Source organism: Heliobacterium mobile (assembly GCF_009720735.1).
Lineage (GTDB): Bacteria > Bacillota > Desulfitobacteriia > Heliobacteriales > Heliobacteriaceae > Heliobacterium > Heliobacterium mobile.
The window spans coordinates 366,339-389,309 of sequence record NZ_WNKU01000001.1; the positions used below are offsets into that span (position 1 = coordinate 366,339).

Below are 22,971 nucleotides of genomic sequence, written 5' to 3' on the forward strand. Positions count from 1 at the left end.
CTTTCTGATTTTCATACTGAAATTAATAGTAATGCTTTTTTGGTACGTTTTCGTTGGTTAAACTTAAAGGTAGCATTTTGATAAATTTTATATTGTCGTCGTACCACCAGAAAAGGAGCTTAAGTGTATTCGGTAAATTATCGTCAATGATTTTAACGAAGTCTATCGATGTTTGTAGAAAATCGAATAGACGCAAATTATTGATATCTAACAAAGGTTCTAGTTGTGATTTATTTGTTGATAAGTCTTTAAATGGGGAAGCGTGAACATAACGATCTCTATGTCTTAACATTTTTTTGTAGTTTTCATATAAGACTAACGTGCTATTTTTGATTTGAGGGAATAAGTCATACAAGATCTTATCTATGATGTAAGTATCGTCTATTTTTTTTATGCGATTCAAAGATTCAAGTTTATCTTTAGTAAGATAATTGCTGTTCAATATCGTGTAATATAAATTATACAAATATGATTCAACATAAGTTACGGATAAAAAAATCAACTGTCTATACAAAGCAGATTGTTGATAGAGTAATGCCCTGTTGTCCCTATTGGTTATATTCTCTAAAAGGCTTTTTCTGTCGGTAACTTCCCAATTGTTAATTTGGTTAAATACGTCGACGTAATAATTCCATTGAACCTTTAAATCATTAAATATAATCATTTCAGGATATGTTGGAATTAATCCCTTAATAGTATCAAATTGAAGCCAATGATGATCTGATACAGACGATTTATTAAAGAATTGTTTGGCATTAATAATGCGGGATACTTCGCTAACTTGGATCATTGTAACCGTTTCTTTAGAACATTTGTTAATTAATTCTCTAAAAAAACTAATTATTTTATTTAGTTTTTCATCGTTATACGGTTTTAAAAAACCTCGCAATTCAAAAGATTTTTCTACTTCATTTTTAAAGTTCTCCAAATATATATTCAATGACTTATCTTTATGATGAATAGTCAATACCATTTTCGCTATGGATATATTTAATTCTTGGCTTGCACTAAGGTGATTACCTGTAATTAAATTTATAAATATTGAGCATAAGCAATATTTAAAAACTTGTTTCTTTCTCCCGGATGTTTTGCTTAATGTATCTCTACTGATTAGTATTTTTAAATCATTTAACTCTTTTCTCAAATTTCATCACCCTTAGATTAAGATAAGCCTAAGAAAAAACACCCCCGGTGGGTGTTTTTTATGCTAACTCAAATAAGTCTGCCATTTTTTCAATTTCAGTCCTCTGCATGTCCAAACCAACGATATATCCCACAGTCGGTAAATCATAAATGATATGTTTTATTTCGTGACAGAAGACTTCGTATTGCGTTTCAGCGTTGATATTCCCGTTCATGACCAGATGATACCGACCTTTTCGACTAACATACACATAGGCATGTACACTTGACGGTAGGTTAGCTATGGTCGTCCGGATATTAAAAGCGTTCATGACTTCATGGAACGGAATGGTTTCGTCGCGCAAGCTTCTAAGGAGCTGCATATCCAACAGTTTTACGTTCAACTACGGCGCCTCCTCGATAAGTTTGGCGCAGGCCAGATTAACCTTCTTGTGCTTCCTCGTCTTCGATTGCTTTAATGACTCGGATTATCTTTTTTATGTCCTCGGGAGACATGGGGCGGACTTGCTTGAATAGGAGCTGGAGGTCGTCTCGATCTTTTAACTCATTAAAAAATAAAGCAAGCTCGGTATCGTCTGAGAGGGCTCTTTCTATATCTAGAACTGCTTGTTTAGGAGAGGGAATATCGGTTCTACCTAATAGGTAATCAACGCTAACTGAAAAAAAATCTGCTAATAATCCGAGAGTGGTTGCATCAGGACTGCGTGTACCGTTCTCGTATCCAGATATGGCTTGCTTAGATAGAGAAAAATGGTTTCCTAGCTCCGTTTGACTGAGACTTTTTTGTTCACGTAGCTTTTTTAGTCGCTCTCCTAGCACGTATGTTCACCGCCTTAATAGTATTATAAGTCCGCAAATAGTTGACTTCAAACAGTAATAGTTTTGTCCGCAAAATGCAGAATCAACCCTTGACAGTCCGCATAATGCGGACTAAAATACGATCAAGAAGTCCACAAAATGCGGACAGGGGGGTGAGTCGATCTTGTTAGAAAAATTAAGAACCATTCGAGAAAATTCAAGCTTAACTATAGTTGACATGGCAAAAAGACTGGGTATTTCTAAGCAATACTACTCTCAGTTGGAGCGTGGGGAACGCAGGTTGTCCTATGACATGGCTGTTGACATAGCTATGGTATTTAATATGACCCCAGACGATATTTTTTTACCTGTTGAGTACGCAAAATGCGTACAAGAGAACTTCTCAAGCGTAACAATTAAAAACGTAGATTATCATCACCGTTCACCCCCTAGGGCAGCGATTTAATTACTGATATTTGTAAGGGAGGAATGGTTGCCGCGCAAGCCTCCGGCCATTGAATACCGCTTGTTCAGAAGGAGGGTAGTTGATGGATCTAGAGGGTACCCATGAAAAAAGAATGGCCATCCCGGAAGGGCAAGTTCCGGAAGGCCTGTTCAGTAAAAAAGATCTTCATTGTATCGCGAGACACATTCAGGAATACGTCGAGTCATTAAAAGAAGCACGAGAATACTCGCCAAATGCCTGCCAGTATTGCGACTATGCCATATCAGATAGTTGTACGTCATCTAAGGGCTTACTCGACCCATGGCCGGCATTCTTGAAGCTGTCGAGAATCACTAATGTGAATATATCTCCATGCAAAAGCACTACGTGCGTCCAGGAAGTGCAAGTTCCGGAGCGGCTCACAACTGTTGAATATGATGTTCGTGATCTCGCAAAAGTCTGGTTGACCAGTGATGAGGCGTTTTATCAAATGATTTCCATCATGGAAGGGGCCATTACCCTCATGACGCCTGAGATCAGTGAATTCTGCGAAGTCCCATTTTCAAACTGTTACCTCATTGGTATCCGGGAGGATAAACGGGTGTCCCTTTCTGAGGAGGCCAGATGAGCCGATAAAAGGTAACTTCTCCTAAATCCATTGTTCCTCCAAACTCCCATCCTTGGTCTATAAAACTGTCAACCTTCTGTACGACACTTTGCCTATTCCTTACGGTCGCCTGGAAGATTTGAATACGAACCGGTTCCTTGGCTTTCGACACAGCATAAACTCCTTTCATCGTTGAGTTATACCATCAGTCTAAAGTTCGACAAAAGGAAGAGTATGCCTTCAATTGTCAAGGAACGGAAAGGGGGATAAGCAATGCCGCGAAAGCCTCCGGCCATTGAATACCGCTTCGAATACGGATGCCGGCTTCCTCCGGACGCCACAGAGGAGGAGAAGCGCAAAAACAACGCCAGGCTCTGGAACAAATGCAAAGAAATCATCGAACGTTCCTATGCCTTACAGATGGCCGAGCAGCAACTGGCGGAAAAAGAGAAGATTGCGGGGTGAGAGTCTGAAAAAAGTCGTTATCGTGGCCGCCTTGACTTCTGTGTTTACAGTGCCTTCATCGCTAAGTCAAGAGGTAGTAATCCTAAGCCTACCCATACCGGCGCAACACAGTGTGAATGGCATCAAGGTCCAGTTTGGTGCCACCATTGAGCACCGAATCGAAATGGACCCAACACCATCCCGAGGCGGAAGACCTAAACCCACTTACGAGATCACTGCTTACACCCTAAGTGATAAAGGGATGAACGGCCGGGGAATTACCGCCAGCGGTACCCGAGCCAAACCTGGACGAACGATTGCAGCTGGTCCCGAGATTCCTTTCGGAACCAAGGTCATCATCGAAGGAGTCGGAGAGCGAATCGTTGAGGACCGGGGTGGCGCCATCAGACACGGTCACATCGACTTGTTGGTGAGCGACACGAAAACAGCCCTGGAGTTCGGCCGGCAGCACCTAAAGGTACATATTTTGGACGGGAGGTGACAAGTGTGTGGTTCAAAAGCGAGGGCCACAAATCCACATATCAGAAGCTCATGACCAAGGCGAACCGAACCACGGATGATTGTTTCTACGCCTCAGCGATTTACCTACTCTCCGCTATTGACCATAAGGACGTAAGCCGATTCATCTCCCCAGATGAAATTGATTTTACGAATCTCCGGCAAGTCTGCAGTCCCTGGTCAAACAGCGAAAAATCTCTGGTGTACCTCGCCAACGCACTCTTCAACAACGAACAGGCCGATGTGGCCGACTGCTTCCGCAGCCTCGACAGCAAGAACATAGCCGCGGCTCTGGAAGCCCTAAGAATGCGCTATGGGGGTTGAGAACGATGCCTGTATTCCGGTTCGCTGGTAAAGTCAAAGACTTGTTGACGGCTCTTCGGAAAGAGGACAAGCTCTCCAAATATGTTCGCGCCAGTAATGGCATTCGGTAAGGAGGGAGCAAATGAAAACCAGCAAGGCCCAAGTCATTTGTCAAAACTGCGGTAAACTTCGTACGGTCGTCGGGGATAAGAAACCCGAAAAACAGTTTCTCTTAGAAGCCCAAAAGACCGAATGTGGTCACTGCGGTCAACTCATTGGTGGACAAAAGAAAGCGGGGTGAAATGATGGCTATTCAAGAAACCATGATTCCCGAAGCGCAAGAGTGGCTACGCCGGGCGATGCAGGTCAAAAACATTGCCACCATCAATACCGGGGTGACCGAAGGGTGGCACGTCCGGATCCGGGTCCAAGCGGGGGAACGCTTCGAGATTAGCGGACGGGGAACATCGATGTTTGTCTACATCACGGAAGCCAATGGCCAGTACCTGGTGGTGGAAATGACCAACAAACGAGCCGGGTTAGTTCCCCAACGATGCAGTGAAGATGACATCATGGACTATGTCGGCATCGACAACCGGGTGGATGCGATTACACTAGCGACGGCCGTTCGTTGGCTCGGTGAACGGGGCCTGATCCCAAAACAACCGCAAATCGACGCCTAGAAATAATTTCCAGTATTAGTATATCACGAACGGAGGTGCAACACCATGAACCGTTATTGTGGCAAACCGTACGCAGATGCACGAACTGCTGCGGGGCTGACCCAAGAACAATCCAGCAGCCAACTATCCGGCGTCTCGGTTCGCTCTCTCCAGGAGTATGAAGCCGGCCGCGTCCGGGTCCCCGATGATGTGGTGGTCCAGATGATTGAAATCTACCGGGCGCCCCGATTGAAGGAAATTCACTGTTCCGGCCAATGTGCCTTAGGCGCTATTTTCTCCGATGCACTGGCCGATGCCGATTGCTATCACCCGCATACGGCCGCCCTGGTGGCCGATAAGGAAGTGGAAGAAGCGCACCGGTCAATTATGGACCGAATCTCGGACTTCATCCGGAAACCTCGAAATGTCATCAAATCATCCATCCGGACAGTCCTGTTACAGTGTGTGGACGCGGAAAAAGCCCTGAAACGATTTATTATTGCCCAATGCCAACGGTACGACATCAACATCCACGAACTGTACCGCGAGCATGCCGAATATGAAGCGACCCATGGATTCTTTGGATATGACCGAGAAAAAGAAAAAGCCCCGGCCTACCATTTGGCAGAGACCAGGGGCACATACAAAATATAACCTTACCTATCAGTATATCACCGAACATACCGGGAAGGAAGTGGGGCCTACATGCAAGCGCAAGCACTGGATCGGTTTTCCTGGACGTTGTCCGGAGAGCTCCACCGCACTCCGACCTGTGAACGCTGCGGACGGCCATCTATCAACGAACTATGCCGGGACTGCCGGACGGAACAGTACATCGAACATGCCGGCTCACTGAGTCCCATGGCCGTCATGGAAAAACTCACGGAAATCTTTGAGGGCGAATGGAGCCAGGTTTACGTGAACCATGGTCAACTGGTTATCCGGTTTTATGGGACAAGCCGAACCTTGTCGGAGGCGTCTCGATTGTTACAGGCCCGGGATGAGAAGTTCACTCTCGGAAGTGATGAAACCGGGCGCTGGATGGAAATCAACATCAACAACATCTCGTTTGGAGGATGAGAGATATGGCGGTTGCGGAACAAGCATTAACCCAAATGCAGGACTTCCAACTGCTCCAAAAGCAGCTGGAAGCCGTGAAAAAACAGAATATCGCCGTCTTAGGAGACGGTCAGGTGTTTGTCAAACGGACAGCCAATGGGATGATTCGAAGCGTCAAAGGCTCGGTTACATTAAGCGAGCAAAGTGGAGACATTGCCTACATCTATCCGAAAACCATGACTACTAGCAAAGGCTTTAACAAAGCGAACCAAATTGCGGGATTGAGCATCATCACACCAGAGAAACTGCAGCTGCCTAACGGAGACATCGTGGTTAACCCCTTCCCGATGGTAGAGCCTCGTTCCGGATCCATCGGTAAGGTCTGGGTCAAAAAGATGGCTATCGGATACAGCCCCACCGGTGTTTTGGTCGTCACCAGTGCCACCTTGCTTTATGACGTCCGGATGTACTTTGTCCAAGACGTATTGAAAAAGGTCGGGAAGGTAGCGGCCGCCGGAACGCTCACTATGGAATTCGGCCTAAACATCGTCAAGGAAACAGAATATGGCATCTTCGTCGACAGCGGTGACCCCAAACGTCCACAGGCGTTCATCCGCATCGATGACAGCGGCCTTGGTATCCTAATCGAGCTCTCCCATCCGGATATCATCAAAGCTGTGGAGACCTACGTCCAAAAGAAACTCTTTGCCGAGCGGAATGCGCAGTCCATCGCCGAACGCCTGGTGATGAGCAAACACCCGGCCCTTTCCAATATCGCTTATGTGGAAGCGACCGGGCCGGATAAGGCGAAAGTGGCGAAGGTACCCGTGGTCGGATTCGTTCATGATTTTAACCAAGATCAGCTGCTCGATATCGCCAAACAGGCTGAGCAGGGTGGGGAAATCGTGGTCAATGGACAAAAGGCCCAGGTGATCGATGCCGGCGTCATTGAGGCCTCTGCCGAAGAGATGATGGCGGAGCGGGACGACGAGGAAGTGGTTCATGAAGCCCAGGTCGTGGACGCGACCGTCACTCCGGTACCTGATGCTCAACCAGTAAAGCCAGTTACCCAATTCAGCACAGGAGGTGGCTTGTGGTGATTACGGAAGTACGCTATCGCAACTTTAAGGGCCAAACGGGGGCACAGCCCCTTACGGGAATGGATCTTTTTATGGGACCGAACGGAGCCGGGAAAACGACCCGGCTCCAGGCCCTCGGCCTCTCGACGCTGGGATATGTACCCGGCAACGGCAAGACCACGCAGGATACCTTTAAGTTGGCCACCGGAGAAGAAATGTCCGTGGGACTTCGTGTCGGCTCGTTTAGCTTTGAACGCACGTTTGAACGAAAAAGTAAAAGCGATAAGCGTTCCGGAAAAACCACGGTCACCATTGCTGAAACGGTATCGGTCAGCCCCGGGCAGGGAGAGAAAAACGATACTCAGAAAAAAGCCCGCATTGCCGCGGAAATCGGCCAATTCCCGGTGATGTTGGACTTCGGGGCCTTCCTTGAGCTCAGTGACGCTAAGCGCCGGGACTTCATCTACGGACTATCCCCGATTACCTCAGACTCTTGGAATCGCGACCGGATTTATCAATTCCTCACTGTCCGACTTCTCACGGGAGAGTTAGAAAAGAACAACCCCGAGCAATATCAAGAATGGCGAAATCTCATCTCCGAAGTCTTTAAGCAATTTCCGGAAGACTACGACATCCACGCGGGGCTGCAAGGAATGATTGACTGGACATCGGCTCAGTTATCCATCTGGAACGGGAAACAAAAGGATGCTCAGGGCGCTGTAAGGCAACTGGCGGACATGAAAAACGAACTGGCGGAAACCGATCGCAACATTATCGCTACCCGAGAAGAACTGGAGAAGCTACGGGAGCAGCTGTTGCAGCTGGAGCGCCAGATCGCGATGGATAACGAAAAACGGAAGATTAATGAGAACCGGTTAAGCCGTATCGAAAAGCTTCGAACCGAAATCGACGACCTGAAAAAAGGTCCAACGGTAGCCGATACTACAGACCTCGAGCGGCGCATTGCAGAGTTAAAAGCCCAAATGGCCCCTTCCACCGATATCGAAGAAGAGCTTGCTCCACTTCGGCAACTGGTCGCAAAACTCCGTGAAGAACGGGAAACCTTCGTCGCTCAAAAAGACGGACTCACTGGACAAAAAGCGGGTTTCCAGGCCCAAATTACCGTTATGGAAACGGCACTGAAACAAACCAGTGAACTCAATGGTCGCTGCATTATTGCACCAAACCTAATCTCTTGTACGAAAAGCTTTTCCGGATTTGATACGTTCATTGAAAACAAAAAGCAAGAAACCCAGGCAGTCCTAACGGACGTAGATTCGCAAATTGCCGCCGTTACCGCAAAAATCAATACCATCGATGAAAACATCCAACGTGCCCAGCAGCGAATGGATGCAACGACTCGAGGTGAACAGGAGAAGGCAGCGGCGTCCCGGAAGATCGCCGAGGAAATCCAGAAGCTGAACGAGCAGAAGAACGAGCGTGTCTTGGGAATCCGCCGTCTGGGTGACCTCATCGAAATGAAGCAGAACGAACTGACTCGGCTCTTAAATGAACGTCCGGAAGCCATCGGGGATGTTGATCTCATGAAAGTGCAGACGGACGGGATCCGGACACGCATCGAAGAGTTGGAAAAAACACTAGCTGAGAAAGACAGAGCAAAACAAACCCTTCTGTTGCTGCAGCAGAGCATGCTGGAAAACCGCACCGCCGAATACAAGGCGGCCGGATTAAAGTACATTAGCGAGGCCCTTGGACCGAAGGGAATCCAGGGCGAGCTTGTGAAGGAAGTCATCGACCCCATCCGGAAAGACGTCCAAACCCATCTTCACTACATGGGTTTTGAGTATGAACCGTTCTTCGAGACCAAAAGTGAAACGGGTAAGGAAGTATTTCAATTCGGTTGGGTCGGCAATAAAGGGCAAAGAGTGAACTTCGACGCCCTTTCCACCGGGCAGCAGACCGTTTTCTTGGCGGCCTTAATGGTGACCATCCTCGAGAGAGCCAACCCCAAACTGAAAGTCCTGGCCATTGATAACGTGAATCACTTAGACCGGAAGAACCTTGAAATGGCTGTCCGTGGGCTCGCCAAACTGCGGGGGAAGGTCGACAATATCATCTTGGCCGGCGCCATCGAATTTGTCGCTTCGCATGACGAGTTGGAGCAGGTCCCGGAAGAGATCGCCAAACGGTTTGTCCTCCGGGAAGATATCGAATCGATGGGATGGCGCGTATGGAACTTAGGTGCGACCGTCGAGAAAGCGGAGGTGGCCTAAGATGGCGAAAAATCAATCCTCCACGTTCCCGGTACCCTATGTCATCCAAGCCCAGCGTCCCGGAGAACTGGCTATCCTAGCCTCTCATCTGTTATCGGCTGCCGCATCCCCACGACTGCCCATTAAGCCGCCTACACCGGCCGAAATGCGAACCGTCGTCGCGTTACTCCAGAAGATGGTCGACGAGTTCTACCCGCCGGAAGGAGGCCGCATTACCGAACTAGACCGGGCAAAGGCACACATTGTGGAACTAAAAGATGAAATCGTTTGGTACCGGGAACGACTCCGGGACTATGAACGAAACGAAGACGCTCATAACGCAGAGTACAACACCCTTAAAGCCGAGCGGGACGAGCTCAAAGAACGGCTGGGGAATGCCCTCCGAACGCTCGCCAAGGGCGGCGCGGCTTAAAGAAGGGCGGGAGAACAGATGAACTTTTTGCAAGCACTCAATGAATCCCAGCGGGGGGCGGTTATATCTGCCGCCTCCCGCATCCTCTGCCTTGCCGGCGCCGGAACGGGAAAAACCAGGGTCCTGACGCACCGGGTTGCTCACTTACATACTGAGAGCCGGATCGGTACCTCGAATATGCTCTGTCTCACGTTTACTCGCCTCGCCGGCAAGGAAATGAAAGAGCGGGTGATGGCGCTCATTGGAGAGCAGGAGGGAAAGAAACTCTTCTGCAATACCTTTCATGCGTTTGCCGTGGCCGTCCTTCGGGATTGGGGCTACAAGCTCGGGATTGACCCGGGTTTTAGCATCTACGATACCGAAGACCGCAAAGAAATCCTCCAAGTCATCATCAAAGAGTTTGGTAGCCGAACCAACATCAAAAAGGTCCTGGAGCGTTTTGAGCAGTGTGTGGACGTCAATGAAGAGGCCGCCTGGCACCCGGAAGAATGCCGGGTACTCATGGAGTATGGGTACCGGTTGAAACAAAACAACGCCGTGGATTTGGACCGCCTTATCGACCTAGTGAACCTCTTATGGAACGAACACCCGGACTGTCTGGCTCATTACAAACGGACCTTTACCCATGTTTTTGTAGATGAGTTTCAAGATACCAGTGATGACCAGATGGAGATGCTGCGCCTTCTTGACCCCGAGAATTTGTTTGTTGTCGGGGATCCAGACCAAGCCATCTATGGTTGGAGAAACGCTCGGATTGAGTACATCGTGAACTTTCCCCAAACCTATCCCGGATGTGAGGTCCACAAGCTCCAGGATAACTACCGATCGACACATCCGATCGTCGACGCAGCGAACCAGGTCATCAAAAACAACGTCAACCGCATCGAAAAAACCTTAATTGCCCACAAAGAAGGGCAGCCGGTAGAAACCAATGACTATGACGATGAGTGGACGGAAATTCGGGAGCTTATCGGTCGAATCAAGAGTCTAAAGGAAACCGGTACTCGGTCGTCGGACATCGCGATCTTGTGCCGGAGAAATATCCAAGTCGACCGATTCAAGAACGTAATGGACCAGTTCGGTATCCCGGCCCAGCGGATCGGCGGCGGGGATGACCCCTTTGCCAAGCGGGATGTCAAAGCGATGATTGCCTGGTTAGATGTATTCCAAAACAAGAAGGACTCGATGAGCCTGAAAAGAGCCATCACCTTTCCCAAGCCTTACTACACACCGAATGAACTTCTGAACTTTGAAATTGAAGCCGGAATGCAGGACCTTTCGCTTTATCAAATTCTTGTTGAACGAGCTAGAGGTTGCTTCGCCGAGGATATGGAGAAACTCCGCCAGGCTATTGAGCGAAATGGGGCGTCCAATCCTTCTGAGTGTTTCAAATCACTGATTGAAGCCCTGCAGCTTAAGGACTTCTACGCCCAGCGAGGCCTGGAGAACCGCAAGCGGGATGTGGAAGTCGCGTTCTCGTCGATGCAGCGCTGGGAAGCGTCGAAAGCAGCCCTGGGAGAAGATTTCAGCCTCGGTTCCTTTCTGAGATTCCTCCGGTACCGGGACATTCAAGAACAGCTGATGGACAAGCAAGATGCCGTGAAAATCATGACGGTTCACGCCTCCAAAGGGTTAGAATTCCCGACTGTCTTTGTGGCCGGATTAGCTCAAGGAGTATTCCCGAGCAAGAAAACATCGGATCCGGAAGAGGAACGGCGCTTGTTTTACGTCGCTGTTACCCGGGCCCGAGATCGTCTCTTCTTATCCTGGTCAAGGCAAGTGGAGTCATGGGGAAACCAGTTGGAGCTTGTGGAAGTTAGCCAATTCGTACACGAATGCCTCCAGGGTCAAGACAGGAGGGTTGAATGTGGGTAGTCCCGGTCAAATCGAATACATTCGCCCTTTCGTCAAGCAGGCTATCCAGGAAGTCGGACGGGAATTGAGCTTGGTTTGTGAGCGCCTAGAAGAACTGGTTAAACCTCAAAGGCTGACAACGATAACGACTGGTGACGTTCGCCGGCTAATTAACGAGGTGGCCGCATGAAACTTGGCTGCTCTGACCATAAAATCAAATCCTCGATGGACAAAATAACGACAAATCTATTGTCGTAAGGGTGGTAACAATGGAACGTTTCGAGGGTAGTAAAGGAAGCTTCAGGCAGAGGGTCGACGATAAAGGCGAGCTTATACTAAAGGTTTTCCTAAAAGGAATACCGGATAATGAACCGGGCGACCTTCAACTCAAGTTTTATAACGAAACTCCAGATAAGGAAGAAGCAACATGGGTCCTCACTGTGATTACGGTTTTTAGCCATCTTGAGGTTAGAAAATTTGCAATTGAATATCTGGAAAAGTTAAATACCTTTGAGACGCAAGGGGGCGATCCTGACAGCAACGCCATTGAACTGATGAAAGAAATGCTTACGTAGGTTGGTGGCATAGAAAGTTGGTGAATGAATTGAGCAAGAAAAAGAAAAACGCACAGTTTACGAAACGCAAGTAAATCCGAATTGGGGCGAATCAAGTAGCTCCGGCACCAGCTACCCGGTGAGTAGGGCGCTTTCAGACTTCGGTCTGAGGCGTCCTTTTTATTACAATAATAGGCACATACCGGAGAAGGGGGAAAAGGAATGATTGGTAAACGGAAACGGTTGAAAATTTATGAACAATACAACTGGAAGTGTCAAATATGCGGAAAAACTGTTTCCCTGGAGACCGGTCCTCATGAAGCAGCTTTAGACCATTTAATCCCTCGGGTACATGGAGGAAATCATGAAGAGAGTAACTTGAGCCTTGTTTGTCGCTCCTGTAACTCTAGACGTGGAGACAATTACGGTCATTTACGGTTAAAAAATATTATAAAACGCGTGAATAGCGCTTTATCTGAAAGTGATTTAGACCTAATTGAATACGAAATGCGTTTCGGTTTAATTGACGAGAAGGATATAGAAAAGACAATTACTGACATTCAGGTAGCTGCGGATCAAATTAAAGACCTCCTCGCGAGGCTCCTACCCAGTAGGGAAGTGATAACATGCAAAAAACCATTATCAGAGTAGAAAAACGCTCGAATCCCTACGCAATGATCGACAAAGGGGTCCTAAACGACAAACGATTGTCCTGGCGAGCAAAGGGCCTCCTGGCTTACCTACTCAGCAAACCGGACGACTGGCGAGTGAATATAAACGATCTCGTTAATCAGTCCAAGGATGGCCGAGATGCGGTTTATGCCACATTACAGGAGCTCGAAGAAGCTGGGTACATAGTTTCACGAAAGGTTCGTGAAAAAGGCAGATTTCTTGGGGTTGAACGGATTGTTCGGGAGACTCCCGTTTCATCGATTGAATCATCGAATCCGAATACTCCGGAACCGGAGATGACACAAACGGATTTACCATATACGGAAAAGCCGGATACGGAGAAACCGGATACGGAATCACCACAAACGGAAAAACCGTATCCGGAAAAGCCGGAAGATACTAATAATGATCTAACTAAAAAAAGAGATCTACCAAAGAATGATAGGACTAAGAGAGAGAGTAAAAACACGCCCCCGAAGGTCCAATTCGCTGAGTTTGTCAGCATGACCAATGACGAATTCTCGTCACTCGTTGCGAAACTCGGGGAACACCGTACTCGGCGGGCTATCGAAATTCTTGACAACTACAAAGGGGCAACGGGAAAGACCTACAAGAGCGATTTCCGGGCGATGCTGAATTGGGTGATCACCCGACTCGAGGAAGAGGAACGCAAGGGAACCCAAGGGGTAAGCCAAGCGAGACAGCCTTGGCTTGCAGCAAAAGGGCCATTGGCTGGAAGAAACGTAATGCCGCAAAGCAGTGATGAAGCCAGGCAATACGAGCGGTTTAACGACATCTGAACATGCTTGGGGGAAGGCGTATGACGCAGCACAAACGTCGAGGACGCTCCGGAAAACAGGCACGAAAAGCAAAAGCGGACAAGCCGGGAATCATCATTGTCGGCATTCCCCGTTGGCCAAGAAAGGATCCGTTTCGGCCCGGTAAATTGGTGGCATGGGCGGAGCCGATAGAGTTTCGTTGATTCGCAAAAGGGAGGGACTGCCGTATGGCGGATGTGTTTTTCGAAGATGCACCGGAAGTCCAAGACATTGCCAGGGATTTGATTGAGAAACATCACGGCCGCCTGGTGGAGGCGAAAATTAAATACTTGTTCCGGTTCGGGAATTGGGAAGTCAAAGGCAACACCATTTATGGCCGAGCCCAAAAGAACAGCACTAAGGATAAATACCTTACTGGATTCGACTTCGTCATCCTCATCAACGGTGGGGTTTGGGTTCATCTTACGGAAGAACAGCAGGAGGCACTCGTCGACCATGAACTGTGTCACTGCACCCGAAGCGAGGATTCCTTTGGTAACCCGATATGGGGCATCCGGGACCATGATTTCACCGGGTTTGCGGCAGAGGTCCGCCGGCATGGGCTATGGTCGACAGACCTTCAGTTGCTGAAGAAAGCTGCCGATGAACACCACCAGCTCACTCTGGACTTCGACGAGCCGATGGCTGTGGGCGCTGTATCAAACATAATCCCCTTCGGAAAGGAACTGCAGTAACATGGCGAACATAAGCGTTGTGGAGGCCCGGCGATTGGGCCTCCTTCCTCAGGAGGATGAACGAGCGGGCCGGCGTTCTTGCGTTCGTGATGGCCACGCAAACCGCGGGCAAGGCTTAGAGCAGTTGATTATTACCCAAAACCACTTATACCGAAACCAGGGAATCACAGTGATACATAAGGTCCCAACCGAGTGGATTCCGATCCGGAAGGGCGGGGCAATCGTGGCGGCTAAGGTCACGCAAAAAGCGGCCGTGGATTTTATGGGCGTGTACATGGGCCGGCCGATCGCCTTCGACGCGAAGGACTGTCAGCAAAAATGGATGCGATGGGACCGCCTCGAGGAGCACCAGGATTCGTTTTTGCAGAAGTGGGATGAACTCGGTGGTATTGCTTTCATCTTGGCGGAGTTTGGCCAAGAGATATATGTAATCCCTTGGCGGGAGTGGAATGAAGGCATTCGTCGATGGCGACTTGGTGGTGCTGCATCGTTTAAGCCGGGGGAAGTGGGAAGGCCGGTTAAAGGTACCGATTATTTACGGACGGTTAATCAGCTTTGGAATCTTGAGATTGCCTAAGAAAAAGAAATCCCCTACCGTGGCGGCAACCATACGGCAGGGGGAGGAACGTGTGTTCACCCTAATTATATACGAAGAAGGGTGGACGAACAATTTGAAGCAATTACGTTTTATTCTTCCGGAAATTGACCGGGAGGCTACGCGCAAGAAAGTAGAAGAAGCCCTGGAGACGGCTCGGATATATAAACAGATCGGTTTTGTTCGTCGGGAGATGAAGCAGACGCCGTCTTATGAACCCCGGTTTCACGGGGCCACTAATGCGGTCGGGAAACCGGCCGAAGAATGTGCAGTGTGGAACGTCGACACGGAGGAACGGTTAAGGAGCTTGACCGAACGAGTGGAACAGGCGGTTTCGCGCTTAGGGCGGACAGAACGGGAAATTATCGAGAAGCGGTATCTTGAAGACGAAGAGACTTTTGATTATCAAGTCTGGTCAGAAATTGGAATGAGTGAACGGACGTATTATCGCGCCAAATCTAGGGCTTTTTACAAACTCGCCTTTATGTTGTGTTTAGAAGTCTATACTCCATTACCAGAAGTTGCGATTGGTTAGTAATTAAGAAAAACGGAAGAACTTTCCGGGACTCTGGAGGACAGAGAAGAATATAACTATTTAGAGGTCTTAAGACCTCTAAATATCTAACGGAGGTGCGGTCGTGAGGTTAAAAGTTAAGCTAATTTCAACTATGGTACTTCTTGCAGCCTTTCTTTCTCTTAGTTTGATAGGTACCGCTTATGCCAGCGATAACCTTAGTGTGACAGGGCTTTATGAGTTGGACGTTAAAAAAGGTAAAATGAGCATTGATTTGGACAGTTCGTGGAATCAATCTGTTACACTAGGCAAAAAGGAGAAACCCGTTTTTCAATGGTATATTGCGTCTACGCCCCTAGACCAAGGTCCTCCGACTATGTACTCTACAGATTGGACTTATTTCAAAACCACGTATGCTTCAAATTCGTACGGAACATGGAGCTCTAAGTTAAAAACAAAGATTAATGTTAAAAATATTCTCGGTCAATACGACCCTAATAAAGCTTACTGGATTGGTGTTCAGGTTCAAATAAGCCCAACAAGGCAAATTGTTGATTATCAATACCCGATTCCGAAGAACTAACTAAAAGCAGCGCCCCTATAGTAGAGGGCGCTGCTTTTTAAGTTCTTGGCAGAAACAAGGCAAGATTAAGACGGATTATTTGCCAAAAAATATGCTAAATTTGTATTGTGGATGTATGAACTTTACTTAAATGTTCGTGGCAAATCGCCGTTATTAAGTAATCGGCGTAAATAACAAACATGAGCGTAAATAGCAGGGCGACTACGTTTTACTACGCCTAAACCAATAATGGTATCAGTAATCTCATCGTTAGAATGTTGGTTCATTTTTCGAACGTAATCTAGAAACAAATCATCCTCTTCTCTGGTCCAATGTTTGCCGTTCATAGATAGGTTTGGTTGGTTGTTGGTATTTTCCATAAATAGCACCTCCAACTTTTCTGAGTTGATAATTTTACACTAATTTTAAAAATCCTCCTATATTAATAAATTAGAGGTGAAATTATGTCCAATGTCCATTGTTCATACACAGAACAAATTAAAGTAACTGCTTTGCTTCCGAATCCTCGTAACCCAAACACTCATCCCCAAGCTCAAATTGAACTACTAGCCAAAATCATAAAGCACCAAGGCTGGCGTGCTCCCATCACTGTTTCAAACCGCAGCGGCTTCATCGTCCGTGGCCACGGCCGCTATTTGGCTGCTAAACTTTTGGGACTCGAAAAAGTCCCGGTCGACCGACAAGACTACTCTTCAGAAGCAGAAGAATGGGCCGACCTCATTGCCGACAACAAAATCGCTGAACTGAGCGAAATGAACTCAGAAATCCTGAAAGACTTGCTCCAGGAGTTAGACACCGGCGACTTCGACATGGACCTGACTGGCTTCACCGGGAAAGAACTCGAGGAACTAATGACCGAGTTCCACGTTGAGGATGTCCGAGAGGACGAGTTCGACCCGGAAGCTGAGGCCGAAAAAATTAAAGACCCCATTACGAAAACTGGTGATGTCTGGGTACTCGGAAGGCACCGTCTAATGTGTGGTGACTCGACGAAGAAAACAGACGTCGAACGCCTCATGAACAGCACTTTAGCTGATATGGTGTTTACGGATCCACCCTACAATGTTGATTATGAAGGTGGAACCGGTCTCAAAATCCAAAACGACAAAATGGATAGTGACTCATTTTACCGCTTCCTTCTGGATGCGTTCACAAACATGGTGAATGTGACCAGGCCCGGGGGAGCGGTTTATGTTTGCCACGCGGACTCCGAGGGAAGTAATTTTCGAGGGGCCATGAGAGATGCTGGCTGGCTAGTAAAGCAGTGCCTTATCTGGGTTAAAAACCAGTTTGTCATGGGGCGCCAAGACTATCAGTGGAAGCACGAGCCGATCCTTTACGGGTGGAAACCGGGAGCGGCTCATAAATGGTACGGCGGCCGAAAGCAATCAACCATCATCGAAGACATGCCTGGGATAACGATTCGCCCTGATAAGAACGGGGCGATTCTTACTTTCTCCACCGGTGTTCATGACTTGGTCATCAAGGTTCCGACTTATGAAGTCTTGCATCAGGGTGACGACTCGCTCACGACCATCTGGCGGTTTGAGAAGCCTGCAAAGAACGGTGACCATCCGACGATGAAACCGGTCGGCATCCCGGCCCGGGCAATCAAGAACTCCAGTAAGCCAGGAGAGAACGTCCTGGACCTTTTCGGTGGCGGAGGCTCGACACTGATTGCATCGGAACAAACCGGTCGAACCGGTTATGTAATGGAATTGGATCCGGTCTATTGTGATGTCATTGTGAAACGATGGGAACAGTTTACTGGTCAACAAGCAACGCTATTATCTATATAAAAACAAAGGAAGGGCGCGCCAACGCCCTTCCAACCGAGCCAGGCACACCCCTGGCGGAGATAGTGGGAATCCGCGGCCGCGGTTGAGAAGAGACCACTATCTCGCTTTCATTTTAGCGGAAAGCCCGGGGTGTGACAATGAAAATTACAAACACACGTTCTAATAATAGCGAACAAACGGACTTGTTGTTACAGCACGGCGTGGAGGTCATGGAGGGCATTGCTGATTCCAAAGCGAGGTATCGGAAGATTGTCCAGGCTGGCATATCCCGTTGGGTAAAAGACTTTCAAAGCGGGCTCATTGAAGTTCGAACGGTCGATGACTTGAAGAAGCTCATTGAACTGGACTTGGAGCTGCAGAAGGATGACCTATGAAAACCGACTCCAACACAAGGCCGGGAGGTGGGTGAGATGTAATGGCAAGAGGGCGGCCGCGTGACCCCAAACGGGACCAAGCCTTTGAACTGTGGAAAGACAGTCACAAACAAATGAAGTTAGTCGACATCGCTGCCCAACTTGGCGTCTCCGACTCCAAGGTCCGCAAGTGGAAGGCCGAAGACAAATGGGAAGAGCAAATTAATGGAGCGCACCAAAATGAAAAAGGGAGCGCTCCAAAAAAGAAAACGGGCGCACCGAAAGGAAATCAGAACGCCAAGGGAAACCGCGGGGGAAAAGGCGGTCCTTCCGGGAACCAAAAAGCAAAAGGTAATCGAGGCGGCCAAGGGGGGCCAATCGGCAACAAGAAGGCGGTCACCACCGGTGAGTTTGAGACCATCCTTTGGGACACCCTCGAAGACGATGAAAAAGAGATCTGGGGTCAGATCCCCACGGATCCGGTAGTACAAATTAACCATACCATTTCGACCTTAACCATTCGGGAACGGCGAATGATGAAGCGCATCCAAGACCTGAAAAACGGTCTGACGGAGAAGCAGCGCCGGGTCTTAATGGAGCGAAAAACGGTCAAAAAGCCAGTAGAGGTCACTGACCCGGTCACTGGCGACAAGAAAGTCGTTACCGTGCCCAAAGAAGAGATGGTCGAGACCGAAATTGAAGAAACCGACTTCCGGGTCATTGAGGACATCCTTAGCTTGGAGGAAGCGCTAACCCGGGTACAGGACAAGAAAATAAAAGCCATTGAGACAAAGCATAGGCTAACCGACCGTCATCAGTTGGACGTGGACAAGCTGGATATTGATCGGCGCCGTTTGGCCATTGAAAAAGCCAAGAATGAAGGTGACGATAATACCGAAGACGATGGCTTCTTAGAAGCGCTTTCCGGCAAGATAAATGAGGTCTGGGATGAAGAAGCCTAAGCTTGCCTCATTCAAATGGGCGCCGTTTTCAAAGAAGCAGCTGCAGGTCCTTACCTGGTGGATGCCTAATTCGCCCCACTATGACAAGGATGCTATCATCTGCGATGGTTCCGTCCGGGCAGGAAAGACCGTCGCCATGGCTTTTTCATTTGTCACTTGGGCCATGGTCACCTTTAACGGAGAGCAGCTGGGCATGGCCGGCAAGACGATCGGTGCTCTTCGCCGGAACGTTATCCAGCCATTAAAGCGCATCTTAAAAAGCCGCGGTTTCAAAGTTAAGGACCACCGCGCCGACAACTGCCTAACCATCACGTTCCGAGGCCGTTCGAATACGTTCTACTTATTTGGCGGCAAAGACGAATCCAGTCAGGATTTAATCCAGGGCGTTACCTTGGCCGGCATGTTCTTCGATGAAGTGGCCCTAATGCCGGAGTCCTTTGTTAACCAGGCCACGGCTCGATGCTCGGTCGACGGTGCCAAGCTCTGGTTTAACTGTAACCCAGCGGGTCCCTATCACTGGTTTAAAGTCGGTTGGCTGAATAAACTGGCCGAAAAAAACGCGCTGCACCTTCATTTCACGATGGACGACAACCTCAGCCTGTCGCCACGGGTGAGAGAGCGGTACAAGCGCATGTATTCCGGGGTGTTCTATAAGCGCTACATATTGGGCCTCTGGGTCATGGCCGAGGGCATCATCTATGACATGTTTGACGAAACGAAGCATGTTATTGACTGCCCGAAGGAGCACCGGGAATATGGAGTGTCCATCGACTACGCGACGGCCAGCGTGGCCACATTCGGTCTGTACGGCGTCACCAAGGATGTGGTCCATCTCATCCGGGAGTATTATTGGGACGCCAAAGCCAAAGGGCGACAGAAGACCGACAAGGAATTGGCCGATGATTTTAAGTCCTTCTTGGACGGGGTGGTACCCATGAACATCTACATTGACCCTTCGGCCGCTAGCTTAAAACTAGAACTTCGGCGAGCGGGATACAACCAGGTTCGGGATGCAGACAATGATGTGATCAATGGGATCCGCACCGTGGCCAAGTTTTTGTCTACAATGCGTTTTTTTATTGATCGGAGCTGCAAGGACACCATTCGGGAGTTTTTCAGCTACATCTGGGATGAAAAGGCCCAGAACCGTGGAGAAGATAAACCGGTAAAAGAGAATGACCATGCCATGGACCGGAACCGGTATTTTATCTATACGAGATTCGGCAAGCCGCAGGCCCGGGCGCTGGGCGGTAAACCTAGGGGGTGGTAAGTTGACCGTCAATATCACACAATGGCCGCCGGAAGGCCACGACCATCGATTGCAGGATTACACCCGATACCGGCAGTTGTTCTTAGGCAAGCATTCCGAAGTTTTTGCCCGGGTGCAGGCCTGGCTCGACAAGGAACTGGATAAGACCATCGTCTATCTCGTCTGCAATTATGCCGGGCTCGTCTCCAAGATCAGCGCGGACCTTCTCTTTGGGGAACAGGTTCGGGTGGTGGCCGGCGACGAAGACAGCCCGGAGCAAAAGGCCGTCGATGGCATTATTCAATCAAACCAGCTGCATACCCGGTGTTATGAAATGGCGTTGTCGAGTAGTTGGCGGGGCGATGCCGTGATTAAGGTCCGGTTCGGCAAGCCTTCAGCCTGGGACAAAGAGCGGGCTATTATCGAATCGGTGCCTCCCGATATCTTCTTCCCGGATATTAGCGGCGATAACATCCAAGAGATGCGGGGCGCTACCCTCGCCTGGATAAAGAAAGCGGGGAATCGGCAGTACCTTCGCACAGAGATTCATGAACCCGGTCTCATCAGGAACGAACTCTGGGAGATGAGGGGCAACCAGGTCGGAAAACGCGTCCCGATGGCGACGCTCCCGGACTATGCTGCTATTCCGGATGAGCAGGAGACCGGGTACCCAGGGCTATTGGTGCGTCACGTGCCCAACTGGCGGCTGGATGATATGTTCTGGGGCATCAGTGACTATGCGGACATGGAGTCGCTCTTTGATGAGCTCAACAACCGGGTGAGCAAGATATCGGTCATTTTGGATAAGCACAGTGATCCGAAACTCGTTTTACCTCCGGGATTGATGCGCTATGATGAGGCCACCCAGAGGTATTACGTCGAGCGGGAATCCTTACAAACGATCGAGGTTGACCCGGAGCATACTGGGGACTTGCCGAAATACTTGGTATGGGATGCTCAATTGGAAGCGGCCTTTAAGCAAATTGATCAGCTGCTTGAACTGCTGATGATGACCTCCGAAGTTTCTCCGGCCGCCTTCGGCCTGGACAAAAACGGAACCGCCGACAGTGGCCGGGCATTGAAATTTCGGCTTATCCGGACTGTGGCCAAAATAAACCGAAAGCGCCTGTACTTCGACCAAGCGTTGAAGCAGGCGCTTTTTGCTGCACAAGTATTGGATGTGACTCATGGCCAGGGGAGTTACACCCCAGCGATGCCGCACATTGAGTGGCGAGATGGACTACCGACCGATGACATGGAGGCGGCCCAGGTGGAGCAAATCCGGCTGCAGTCGGGAAACACCAGCGTTGAAAGCAGCGTCCGGCGTTTGGACGGTATCGATGGGAAGTCGCTTCAAGAAGAGCTCGACCGGATCCAAGCCGATAAACCAAAACCATTAGAATCGCCGATAGGCCCCCGGGTCTCGCTGCCGCCACCAAAGCGGGGTGAGTAACCGGTGTCCACTTCGATTCGCAAGTTGACCGATGAGGAAGCCGGACGGTTGTTCCAACTCTATGGAGACGCCGAACGGGAAATCCTTAACGAACTGAACCGGGGATTGCTGAAGGGAAATGAAGTCCGGTACCTGCAGACTATGCTGCAGAACGTTCAATCCATCCTCGAAGACCTCTCGACAGGGTCTAATGAGTGGTGCCAGGATGCGATTCCGTGGGTATATACCGATGGTGTAAAGACGGCCGAAACACAGCTGGCCGGCGCTGGGATTGCCGTTTCAGGGGGTTTTGGAGCCATACATCAACAGGCGGCCCAGGTGCTGGCCGAGTCGGCCTATAACCGGCTAAAAGACGTGGTCCAGTTTATTGGTCGACGGGTCCAGGACGTGTACCGGGAAGTTGCCATGGAAGCGGTCCGGGGGACAGTCATTGGATATAAGACTTGGCAACAGGCGTCACGGCGCATCTTGGATGACCTCGCCGAACGAGGGGTTACGGGCTTTAAGGACAGCAAGGGGAAGCATTGGAACATGCGGACTTATGCGGAGATGGTTGCCCGAACTACGACCATGGAAGCTCATCTGCAAGGGACGGCGAACCGGCTACTCGAGTATGAACAGGATCTCGTCAAGGTGACCACACACGTAAACCCCTGCAAGTGGTGTGAACCCTGGCAGGGGAAAATTCTCAGTCTAACGGGCCGGTCGGAGGGGTATCCGACGATTGCGGAGGCAAAGGCGAAGAAGTTGTTTCACCCGAATTGCCGCCACGCTTTCGGCCTTTACGTACCGGAGCTGGCTTAGGTACGCTCTCCACAGCGATGCCATACATCCCGGATGCATTAAACACCACCGGGACTTCCTGGCCCTTGGCGCCATAGCGAAACTCTTCTCTCGGTAGAGTCTTCCATCCTCGCTCATTCATGAAAAGTCGAGTATGTTCGCGGCCTAACAAGACACGAACCGGCACTTCGTTCTTTTGCCGGCAAATCCAAAAGCGAGTGTTAATGCCCACGGTCACCGATTGCTTGTCGTTGGCCATGGTCCAATTCGGGTCAATATGCTTGTCCACACGCATCACCTAATGCCATTGTAGCATCGATGAGTCAACGGATGAGCACAGAATATTTGTCGTTTTGCCGCCCAAAGTGGCGGTTCTTTTGTG

At 49.3% G+C, this 22,971-nt stretch carries 32 protein-coding genes; 28 read left to right on the forward strand and 4 right to left on the reverse strand.

From position 1 onward, the window contains the following. Window positions 1–22: 22 nt before the first annotated feature. Genes GJ688_RS01830 through GJ688_RS01840 form a run of 3 tightly spaced genes read right to left on the reverse strand, consistent with a single transcriptional unit; the run spans window position 23 to window position 1,962 of the window. On the reverse strand, window positions 23–1,144 hold the full coding sequence (locus GJ688_RS01830; RefSeq protein ID WP_155474798.1) for a Tim44 domain-containing protein: 1,122 nt from the start codon (window positions 1,142–1,144) through the stop codon (window positions 23–25). Window positions 1,145–1,202: 58 nt separating this feature from the next. Continuing rightward, window positions 1,203–1,526 (reverse strand): hypothetical protein, encoded by a 324-nt coding sequence (locus tag GJ688_RS01835; protein ID WP_155474799.1) that lies wholly within the window; start codon window positions 1,524–1,526, stop codon window positions 1,203–1,205. A gap of 37 nt (window positions 1,527–1,563) precedes the next feature. After that, entirely contained in the window at window positions 1,564–1,962 is a 399-nt protein-coding gene (locus tag GJ688_RS01840; RefSeq protein WP_170291564.1) for a helix-turn-helix domain-containing protein, read from the reverse strand. 163 nt (window positions 1,963–2,125) lie between these two features. On the opposite strand from GJ688_RS01840, the gene GJ688_RS01845 reads away from it, so the two are divergent. The 22 genes from GJ688_RS01845 to GJ688_RS01950 all read left to right on the forward strand — a co-directional run bounded on the left by GJ688_RS01845 (window position 2,126) and on the right by GJ688_RS01950 (window position 15,990). After that, the gene (locus GJ688_RS01845; protein ID WP_155474800.1) at window positions 2,126–2,407 is read left to right on the forward strand and encodes a helix-turn-helix transcriptional regulator; all 282 of its coding nucleotides are present in this window, start codon (window positions 2,126–2,128) and stop codon (window positions 2,405–2,407) included. Window positions 2,408–2,489: 82 nt separating this feature from the next. After that, window positions 2,490–3,014, forward strand: coding sequence for a hypothetical protein (locus GJ688_RS01850; RefSeq protein WP_155474801.1), 525 nt, complete (start codon window positions 2,490–2,492; stop codon window positions 3,012–3,014). Between the two features lie 252 nt (window positions 3,015–3,266). Beyond that, entirely contained in the window at window positions 3,267–3,458 is a 192-nt protein-coding gene (locus GJ688_RS01855; RefSeq protein WP_155474802.1) for a hypothetical protein, read from the forward strand. Then, window positions 3,448–3,939: a 3D domain-containing protein gene (locus GJ688_RS20480; protein WP_235910651.1), complete on the forward strand. Its 492-nt coding sequence runs from the start codon at window positions 3,448–3,450 to the stop codon at window positions 3,937–3,939. The genes GJ688_RS01855 and GJ688_RS20480 overlap by 11 nt, the downstream gene beginning before the upstream one ends. Before the next feature lie 5 nt (window positions 3,940–3,944). Then, window positions 3,945–4,280, forward strand: coding sequence for a hypothetical protein (locus GJ688_RS01865; protein WP_155474803.1), 336 nt, complete (start codon window positions 3,945–3,947; stop codon window positions 4,278–4,280). A 121-nt stretch (window positions 4,281–4,401) separates the two neighbouring features. After that, window positions 4,402–4,560 (forward strand): hypothetical protein, encoded by a 159-nt coding sequence (locus GJ688_RS01870; protein ID WP_155474804.1) that lies wholly within the window; start codon window positions 4,402–4,404, stop codon window positions 4,558–4,560. A 4-nt stretch (window positions 4,561–4,564) separates the two neighbouring features. Further along, window positions 4,565–4,942: a hypothetical protein gene (locus GJ688_RS01875; protein ID WP_155474805.1), complete on the forward strand. Its 378-nt coding sequence runs from the start codon at window positions 4,565–4,567 to the stop codon at window positions 4,940–4,942. A 45-nt stretch (window positions 4,943–4,987) separates the two neighbouring features. Then, on the forward strand, window positions 4,988–5,575 hold the full coding sequence (locus tag GJ688_RS01880) for a helix-turn-helix domain-containing protein (RefSeq protein WP_155474806.1): 588 nt from the start codon (window positions 4,988–4,990) through the stop codon (window positions 5,573–5,575). A gap of 51 nt (window positions 5,576–5,626) precedes the next feature. Beyond that, the gene (locus GJ688_RS01885) at window positions 5,627–6,001 is read left to right on the forward strand and encodes a hypothetical protein (protein WP_155474807.1); all 375 of its coding nucleotides are present in this window, start codon (window positions 5,627–5,629) and stop codon (window positions 5,999–6,001) included. A gap of 5 nt (window positions 6,002–6,006) precedes the next feature. Continuing rightward, window positions 6,007–7,080: a hypothetical protein gene (locus GJ688_RS01890; protein ID WP_155474808.1), complete on the forward strand. Its 1,074-nt coding sequence runs from the start codon at window positions 6,007–6,009 to the stop codon at window positions 7,078–7,080. After that, a complete protein-coding gene (locus tag GJ688_RS01895) occupies window positions 7,077–9,293 on the forward strand; it encodes an AAA family ATPase (RefSeq protein ID WP_155474809.1) in 2,217 nt (738 codons plus the stop codon). Before GJ688_RS01890 ends, GJ688_RS01895 begins: the two co-directional genes overlap by 4 nt. A 1-nt stretch (window position 9,294) precedes the next feature. Further along, window positions 9,295–9,705 (forward strand): hypothetical protein, encoded by a 411-nt coding sequence (locus tag GJ688_RS01900; RefSeq protein WP_155474810.1) that lies wholly within the window; start codon window positions 9,295–9,297, stop codon window positions 9,703–9,705. 18 nt (window positions 9,706–9,723) lie between these two features. Next, window positions 9,724–11,580, forward strand: a complete 1,857-nt coding sequence (locus GJ688_RS01905) for an ATP-dependent helicase (protein WP_155474811.1) — start codon at window positions 9,724–9,726, stop codon at window positions 11,578–11,580. After that, a complete protein-coding gene (locus tag GJ688_RS01910; protein ID WP_155474812.1) occupies window positions 11,573–11,749 on the forward strand; it encodes a hypothetical protein in 177 nt (58 codons plus the stop codon). Before GJ688_RS01905 ends, GJ688_RS01910 begins: the two co-directional genes overlap by 8 nt. Before the next feature lie 79 nt (window positions 11,750–11,828). Beyond that, complete coding sequence (locus GJ688_RS01915) at window positions 11,829–12,134, forward strand: hypothetical protein (RefSeq protein ID WP_155474813.1); 306 nt, start codon at window positions 11,829–11,831, stop codon at window positions 12,132–12,134. 201 nt (window positions 12,135–12,335) lie between these two features. After that, window positions 12,336–12,764, forward strand: a complete 429-nt coding sequence (locus GJ688_RS01920; protein ID WP_155474814.1) for an HNH endonuclease — start codon at window positions 12,336–12,338, stop codon at window positions 12,762–12,764. After that, window positions 12,740–13,585, forward strand: a complete 846-nt coding sequence (locus tag GJ688_RS01925; protein ID WP_155474815.1) for a helix-turn-helix domain-containing protein — start codon at window positions 12,740–12,742, stop codon at window positions 13,583–13,585. Before GJ688_RS01920 ends, GJ688_RS01925 begins: the two co-directional genes overlap by 25 nt. A 20-nt stretch (window positions 13,586–13,605) precedes the next feature. After that, a complete protein-coding gene (locus GJ688_RS01930) occupies window positions 13,606–13,767 on the forward strand; it encodes a hypothetical protein (RefSeq protein ID WP_155474816.1) in 162 nt (53 codons plus the stop codon). Window positions 13,768–13,791: 24 nt separating this feature from the next. Beyond that, a complete protein-coding gene (locus GJ688_RS01935; protein ID WP_155474817.1) occupies window positions 13,792–14,298 on the forward strand; it encodes a putative metallopeptidase in 507 nt (168 codons plus the stop codon). 1 nt (window position 14,299) lies between these two features. Continuing rightward, entirely contained in the window at window positions 14,300–14,875 is a 576-nt protein-coding gene (locus GJ688_RS01940) for a Holliday junction resolvase RecU (RefSeq protein WP_155474818.1), read from the forward strand. Between the two features lie 52 nt (window positions 14,876–14,927). After that, window positions 14,928–15,428, forward strand: a complete 501-nt coding sequence (locus GJ688_RS01945; RefSeq protein ID WP_207708724.1) for an ArpU family phage packaging/lysis transcriptional regulator — start codon at window positions 14,928–14,930, stop codon at window positions 15,426–15,428. A gap of 103 nt (window positions 15,429–15,531) precedes the next feature. Next, on the forward strand, window positions 15,532–15,990 hold the full coding sequence (locus tag GJ688_RS01950) for a hypothetical protein (protein ID WP_155474819.1): 459 nt from the start codon (window positions 15,532–15,534) through the stop codon (window positions 15,988–15,990). Window positions 15,991–16,112: 122 nt separating this feature from the next. Here GJ688_RS01950 and GJ688_RS01955 read toward each other — a convergent pair whose 3' ends face one another. After that, complete coding sequence (locus GJ688_RS01955; protein WP_155474820.1) at window positions 16,113–16,349, reverse strand: hypothetical protein; 237 nt, start codon at window positions 16,347–16,349, stop codon at window positions 16,113–16,115. Window positions 16,350–16,433: 84 nt separating this feature from the next. Between GJ688_RS01955 and GJ688_RS01960 the strand changes: the two genes are divergently transcribed. From GJ688_RS01960 to GJ688_RS01985, 6 genes are all read left to right on the forward strand, one after another. Further along, entirely contained in the window at window positions 16,434–17,789 is a 1,356-nt protein-coding gene (locus tag GJ688_RS01960) for a site-specific DNA-methyltransferase (protein ID WP_155474821.1), read from the forward strand. 137 nt (window positions 17,790–17,926) lie between these two features. After that, a complete protein-coding gene (locus GJ688_RS01965; RefSeq protein ID WP_155474822.1) occupies window positions 17,927–18,163 on the forward strand; it encodes a hypothetical protein in 237 nt (78 codons plus the stop codon). Window positions 18,164–18,204: 41 nt separating this feature from the next. After that, window positions 18,205–19,104: a phage terminase small subunit gene (gene terS / locus GJ688_RS01970; protein ID WP_155474823.1), complete on the forward strand. Its 900-nt coding sequence runs from the start codon at window positions 18,205–18,207 to the stop codon at window positions 19,102–19,104. After that, complete coding sequence (locus GJ688_RS01975) at window positions 19,091–20,374, forward strand: PBSX family phage terminase large subunit (protein ID WP_155474824.1); 1,284 nt, start codon at window positions 19,091–19,093, stop codon at window positions 20,372–20,374. Before terS ends, GJ688_RS01975 begins: the two co-directional genes overlap by 14 nt. Window position 20,375: 1 nt before the next feature. Beyond that, window positions 20,376–21,806, forward strand: a complete 1,431-nt coding sequence (locus GJ688_RS01980; RefSeq protein ID WP_170291565.1) for a phage portal protein — start codon at window positions 20,376–20,378, stop codon at window positions 21,804–21,806. A 3-nt stretch (window positions 21,807–21,809) separates the two neighbouring features. Continuing rightward, the gene (locus tag GJ688_RS01985; RefSeq protein WP_155474826.1) at window positions 21,810–22,610 is read left to right on the forward strand and encodes a phage minor capsid protein; all 801 of its coding nucleotides are present in this window, start codon (window positions 21,810–21,812) and stop codon (window positions 22,608–22,610) included. Window positions 22,611–22,971: the final 361 nt, after the last annotated feature.

What these genes read in the sequence shown, in the direction of transcription:
- GJ688_RS01925 (WP_155474815.1), top strand. Translation starts at nt 12,740, where the DNA reads ATGCAAAAAACCATTATCAGAGTAGAAAAACGCTCGAATCCCTACGCA.
- GJ688_RS01930 (WP_155474816.1), top strand. Translation starts at nt 13,606, where the DNA reads ATGACGCAGCACAAACGTCGAGGACGCTCCGGAAAACAGGCACGAAAA.
- GJ688_RS01935 (WP_155474817.1), top strand. Translation starts at nt 13,792, where the DNA reads ATGGCGGATGTGTTTTTCGAAGATGCACCGGAAGTCCAAGACATTGCC.
- GJ688_RS01875 (WP_155474805.1), top strand. Translation starts at nt 4,565, where the DNA reads ATGGCTATTCAAGAAACCATGATTCCCGAAGCGCAAGAGTGGCTACGC.
- GJ688_RS01870 (WP_155474804.1), top strand. Translation starts at nt 4,402, where the DNA reads ATGAAAACCAGCAAGGCCCAAGTCATTTGTCAAAACTGCGGTAAACTT.
- GJ688_RS01920 (WP_155474814.1), top strand. Translation starts at nt 12,336, where the DNA reads ATGATTGGTAAACGGAAACGGTTGAAAATTTATGAACAATACAACTGG.
- GJ688_RS01960 (WP_155474821.1), top strand. Translation starts at nt 16,434, where the DNA reads ATGTCCAATGTCCATTGTTCATACACAGAACAAATTAAAGTAACTGCT.
- GJ688_RS01915 (WP_155474813.1), top strand. Translation starts at nt 11,829, where the DNA reads ATGGAACGTTTCGAGGGTAGTAAAGGAAGCTTCAGGCAGAGGGTCGAC.
- GJ688_RS01955 (WP_155474820.1), bottom strand. Translation starts at nt 16,349, where the DNA reads ATGGAAAATACCAACAACCAACCAAACCTATCTATGAACGGCAAACAT.
- GJ688_RS01855 (WP_155474802.1), top strand. Translation starts at nt 3,267, where the DNA reads ATGCCGCGAAAGCCTCCGGCCATTGAATACCGCTTCGAATACGGATGC.
- GJ688_RS01965 (WP_155474822.1), top strand. Translation starts at nt 17,927, where the DNA reads ATGAAAATTACAAACACACGTTCTAATAATAGCGAACAAACGGACTTG.
- GJ688_RS01905 (WP_155474811.1), top strand. Translation starts at nt 9,724, where the DNA reads ATGAACTTTTTGCAAGCACTCAATGAATCCCAGCGGGGGGCGGTTATA.
- GJ688_RS01885 (WP_155474807.1), top strand. Translation starts at nt 5,627, where the DNA reads ATGCAAGCGCAAGCACTGGATCGGTTTTCCTGGACGTTGTCCGGAGAG.
- GJ688_RS01850 (WP_155474801.1), top strand. Translation starts at nt 2,490, where the DNA reads ATGGATCTAGAGGGTACCCATGAAAAAAGAATGGCCATCCCGGAAGGG.
- terS (WP_155474823.1), top strand. Translation starts at nt 18,205, where the DNA reads ATGGCAAGAGGGCGGCCGCGTGACCCCAAACGGGACCAAGCCTTTGAA.
- GJ688_RS01900 (WP_155474810.1), top strand. Translation starts at nt 9,295, where the DNA reads ATGGCGAAAAATCAATCCTCCACGTTCCCGGTACCCTATGTCATCCAA.
- GJ688_RS01880 (WP_155474806.1), top strand. Translation starts at nt 4,988, where the DNA reads ATGAACCGTTATTGTGGCAAACCGTACGCAGATGCACGAACTGCTGCG.
- GJ688_RS01975 (WP_155474824.1), top strand. Translation starts at nt 19,091, where the DNA reads ATGAAGAAGCCTAAGCTTGCCTCATTCAAATGGGCGCCGTTTTCAAAG.
- GJ688_RS01890 (WP_155474808.1), top strand. Translation starts at nt 6,007, where the DNA reads ATGGCGGTTGCGGAACAAGCATTAACCCAAATGCAGGACTTCCAACTG.
- GJ688_RS01940 (WP_155474818.1), top strand. Translation starts at nt 14,300, where the DNA reads ATGGCGAACATAAGCGTTGTGGAGGCCCGGCGATTGGGCCTCCTTCCT.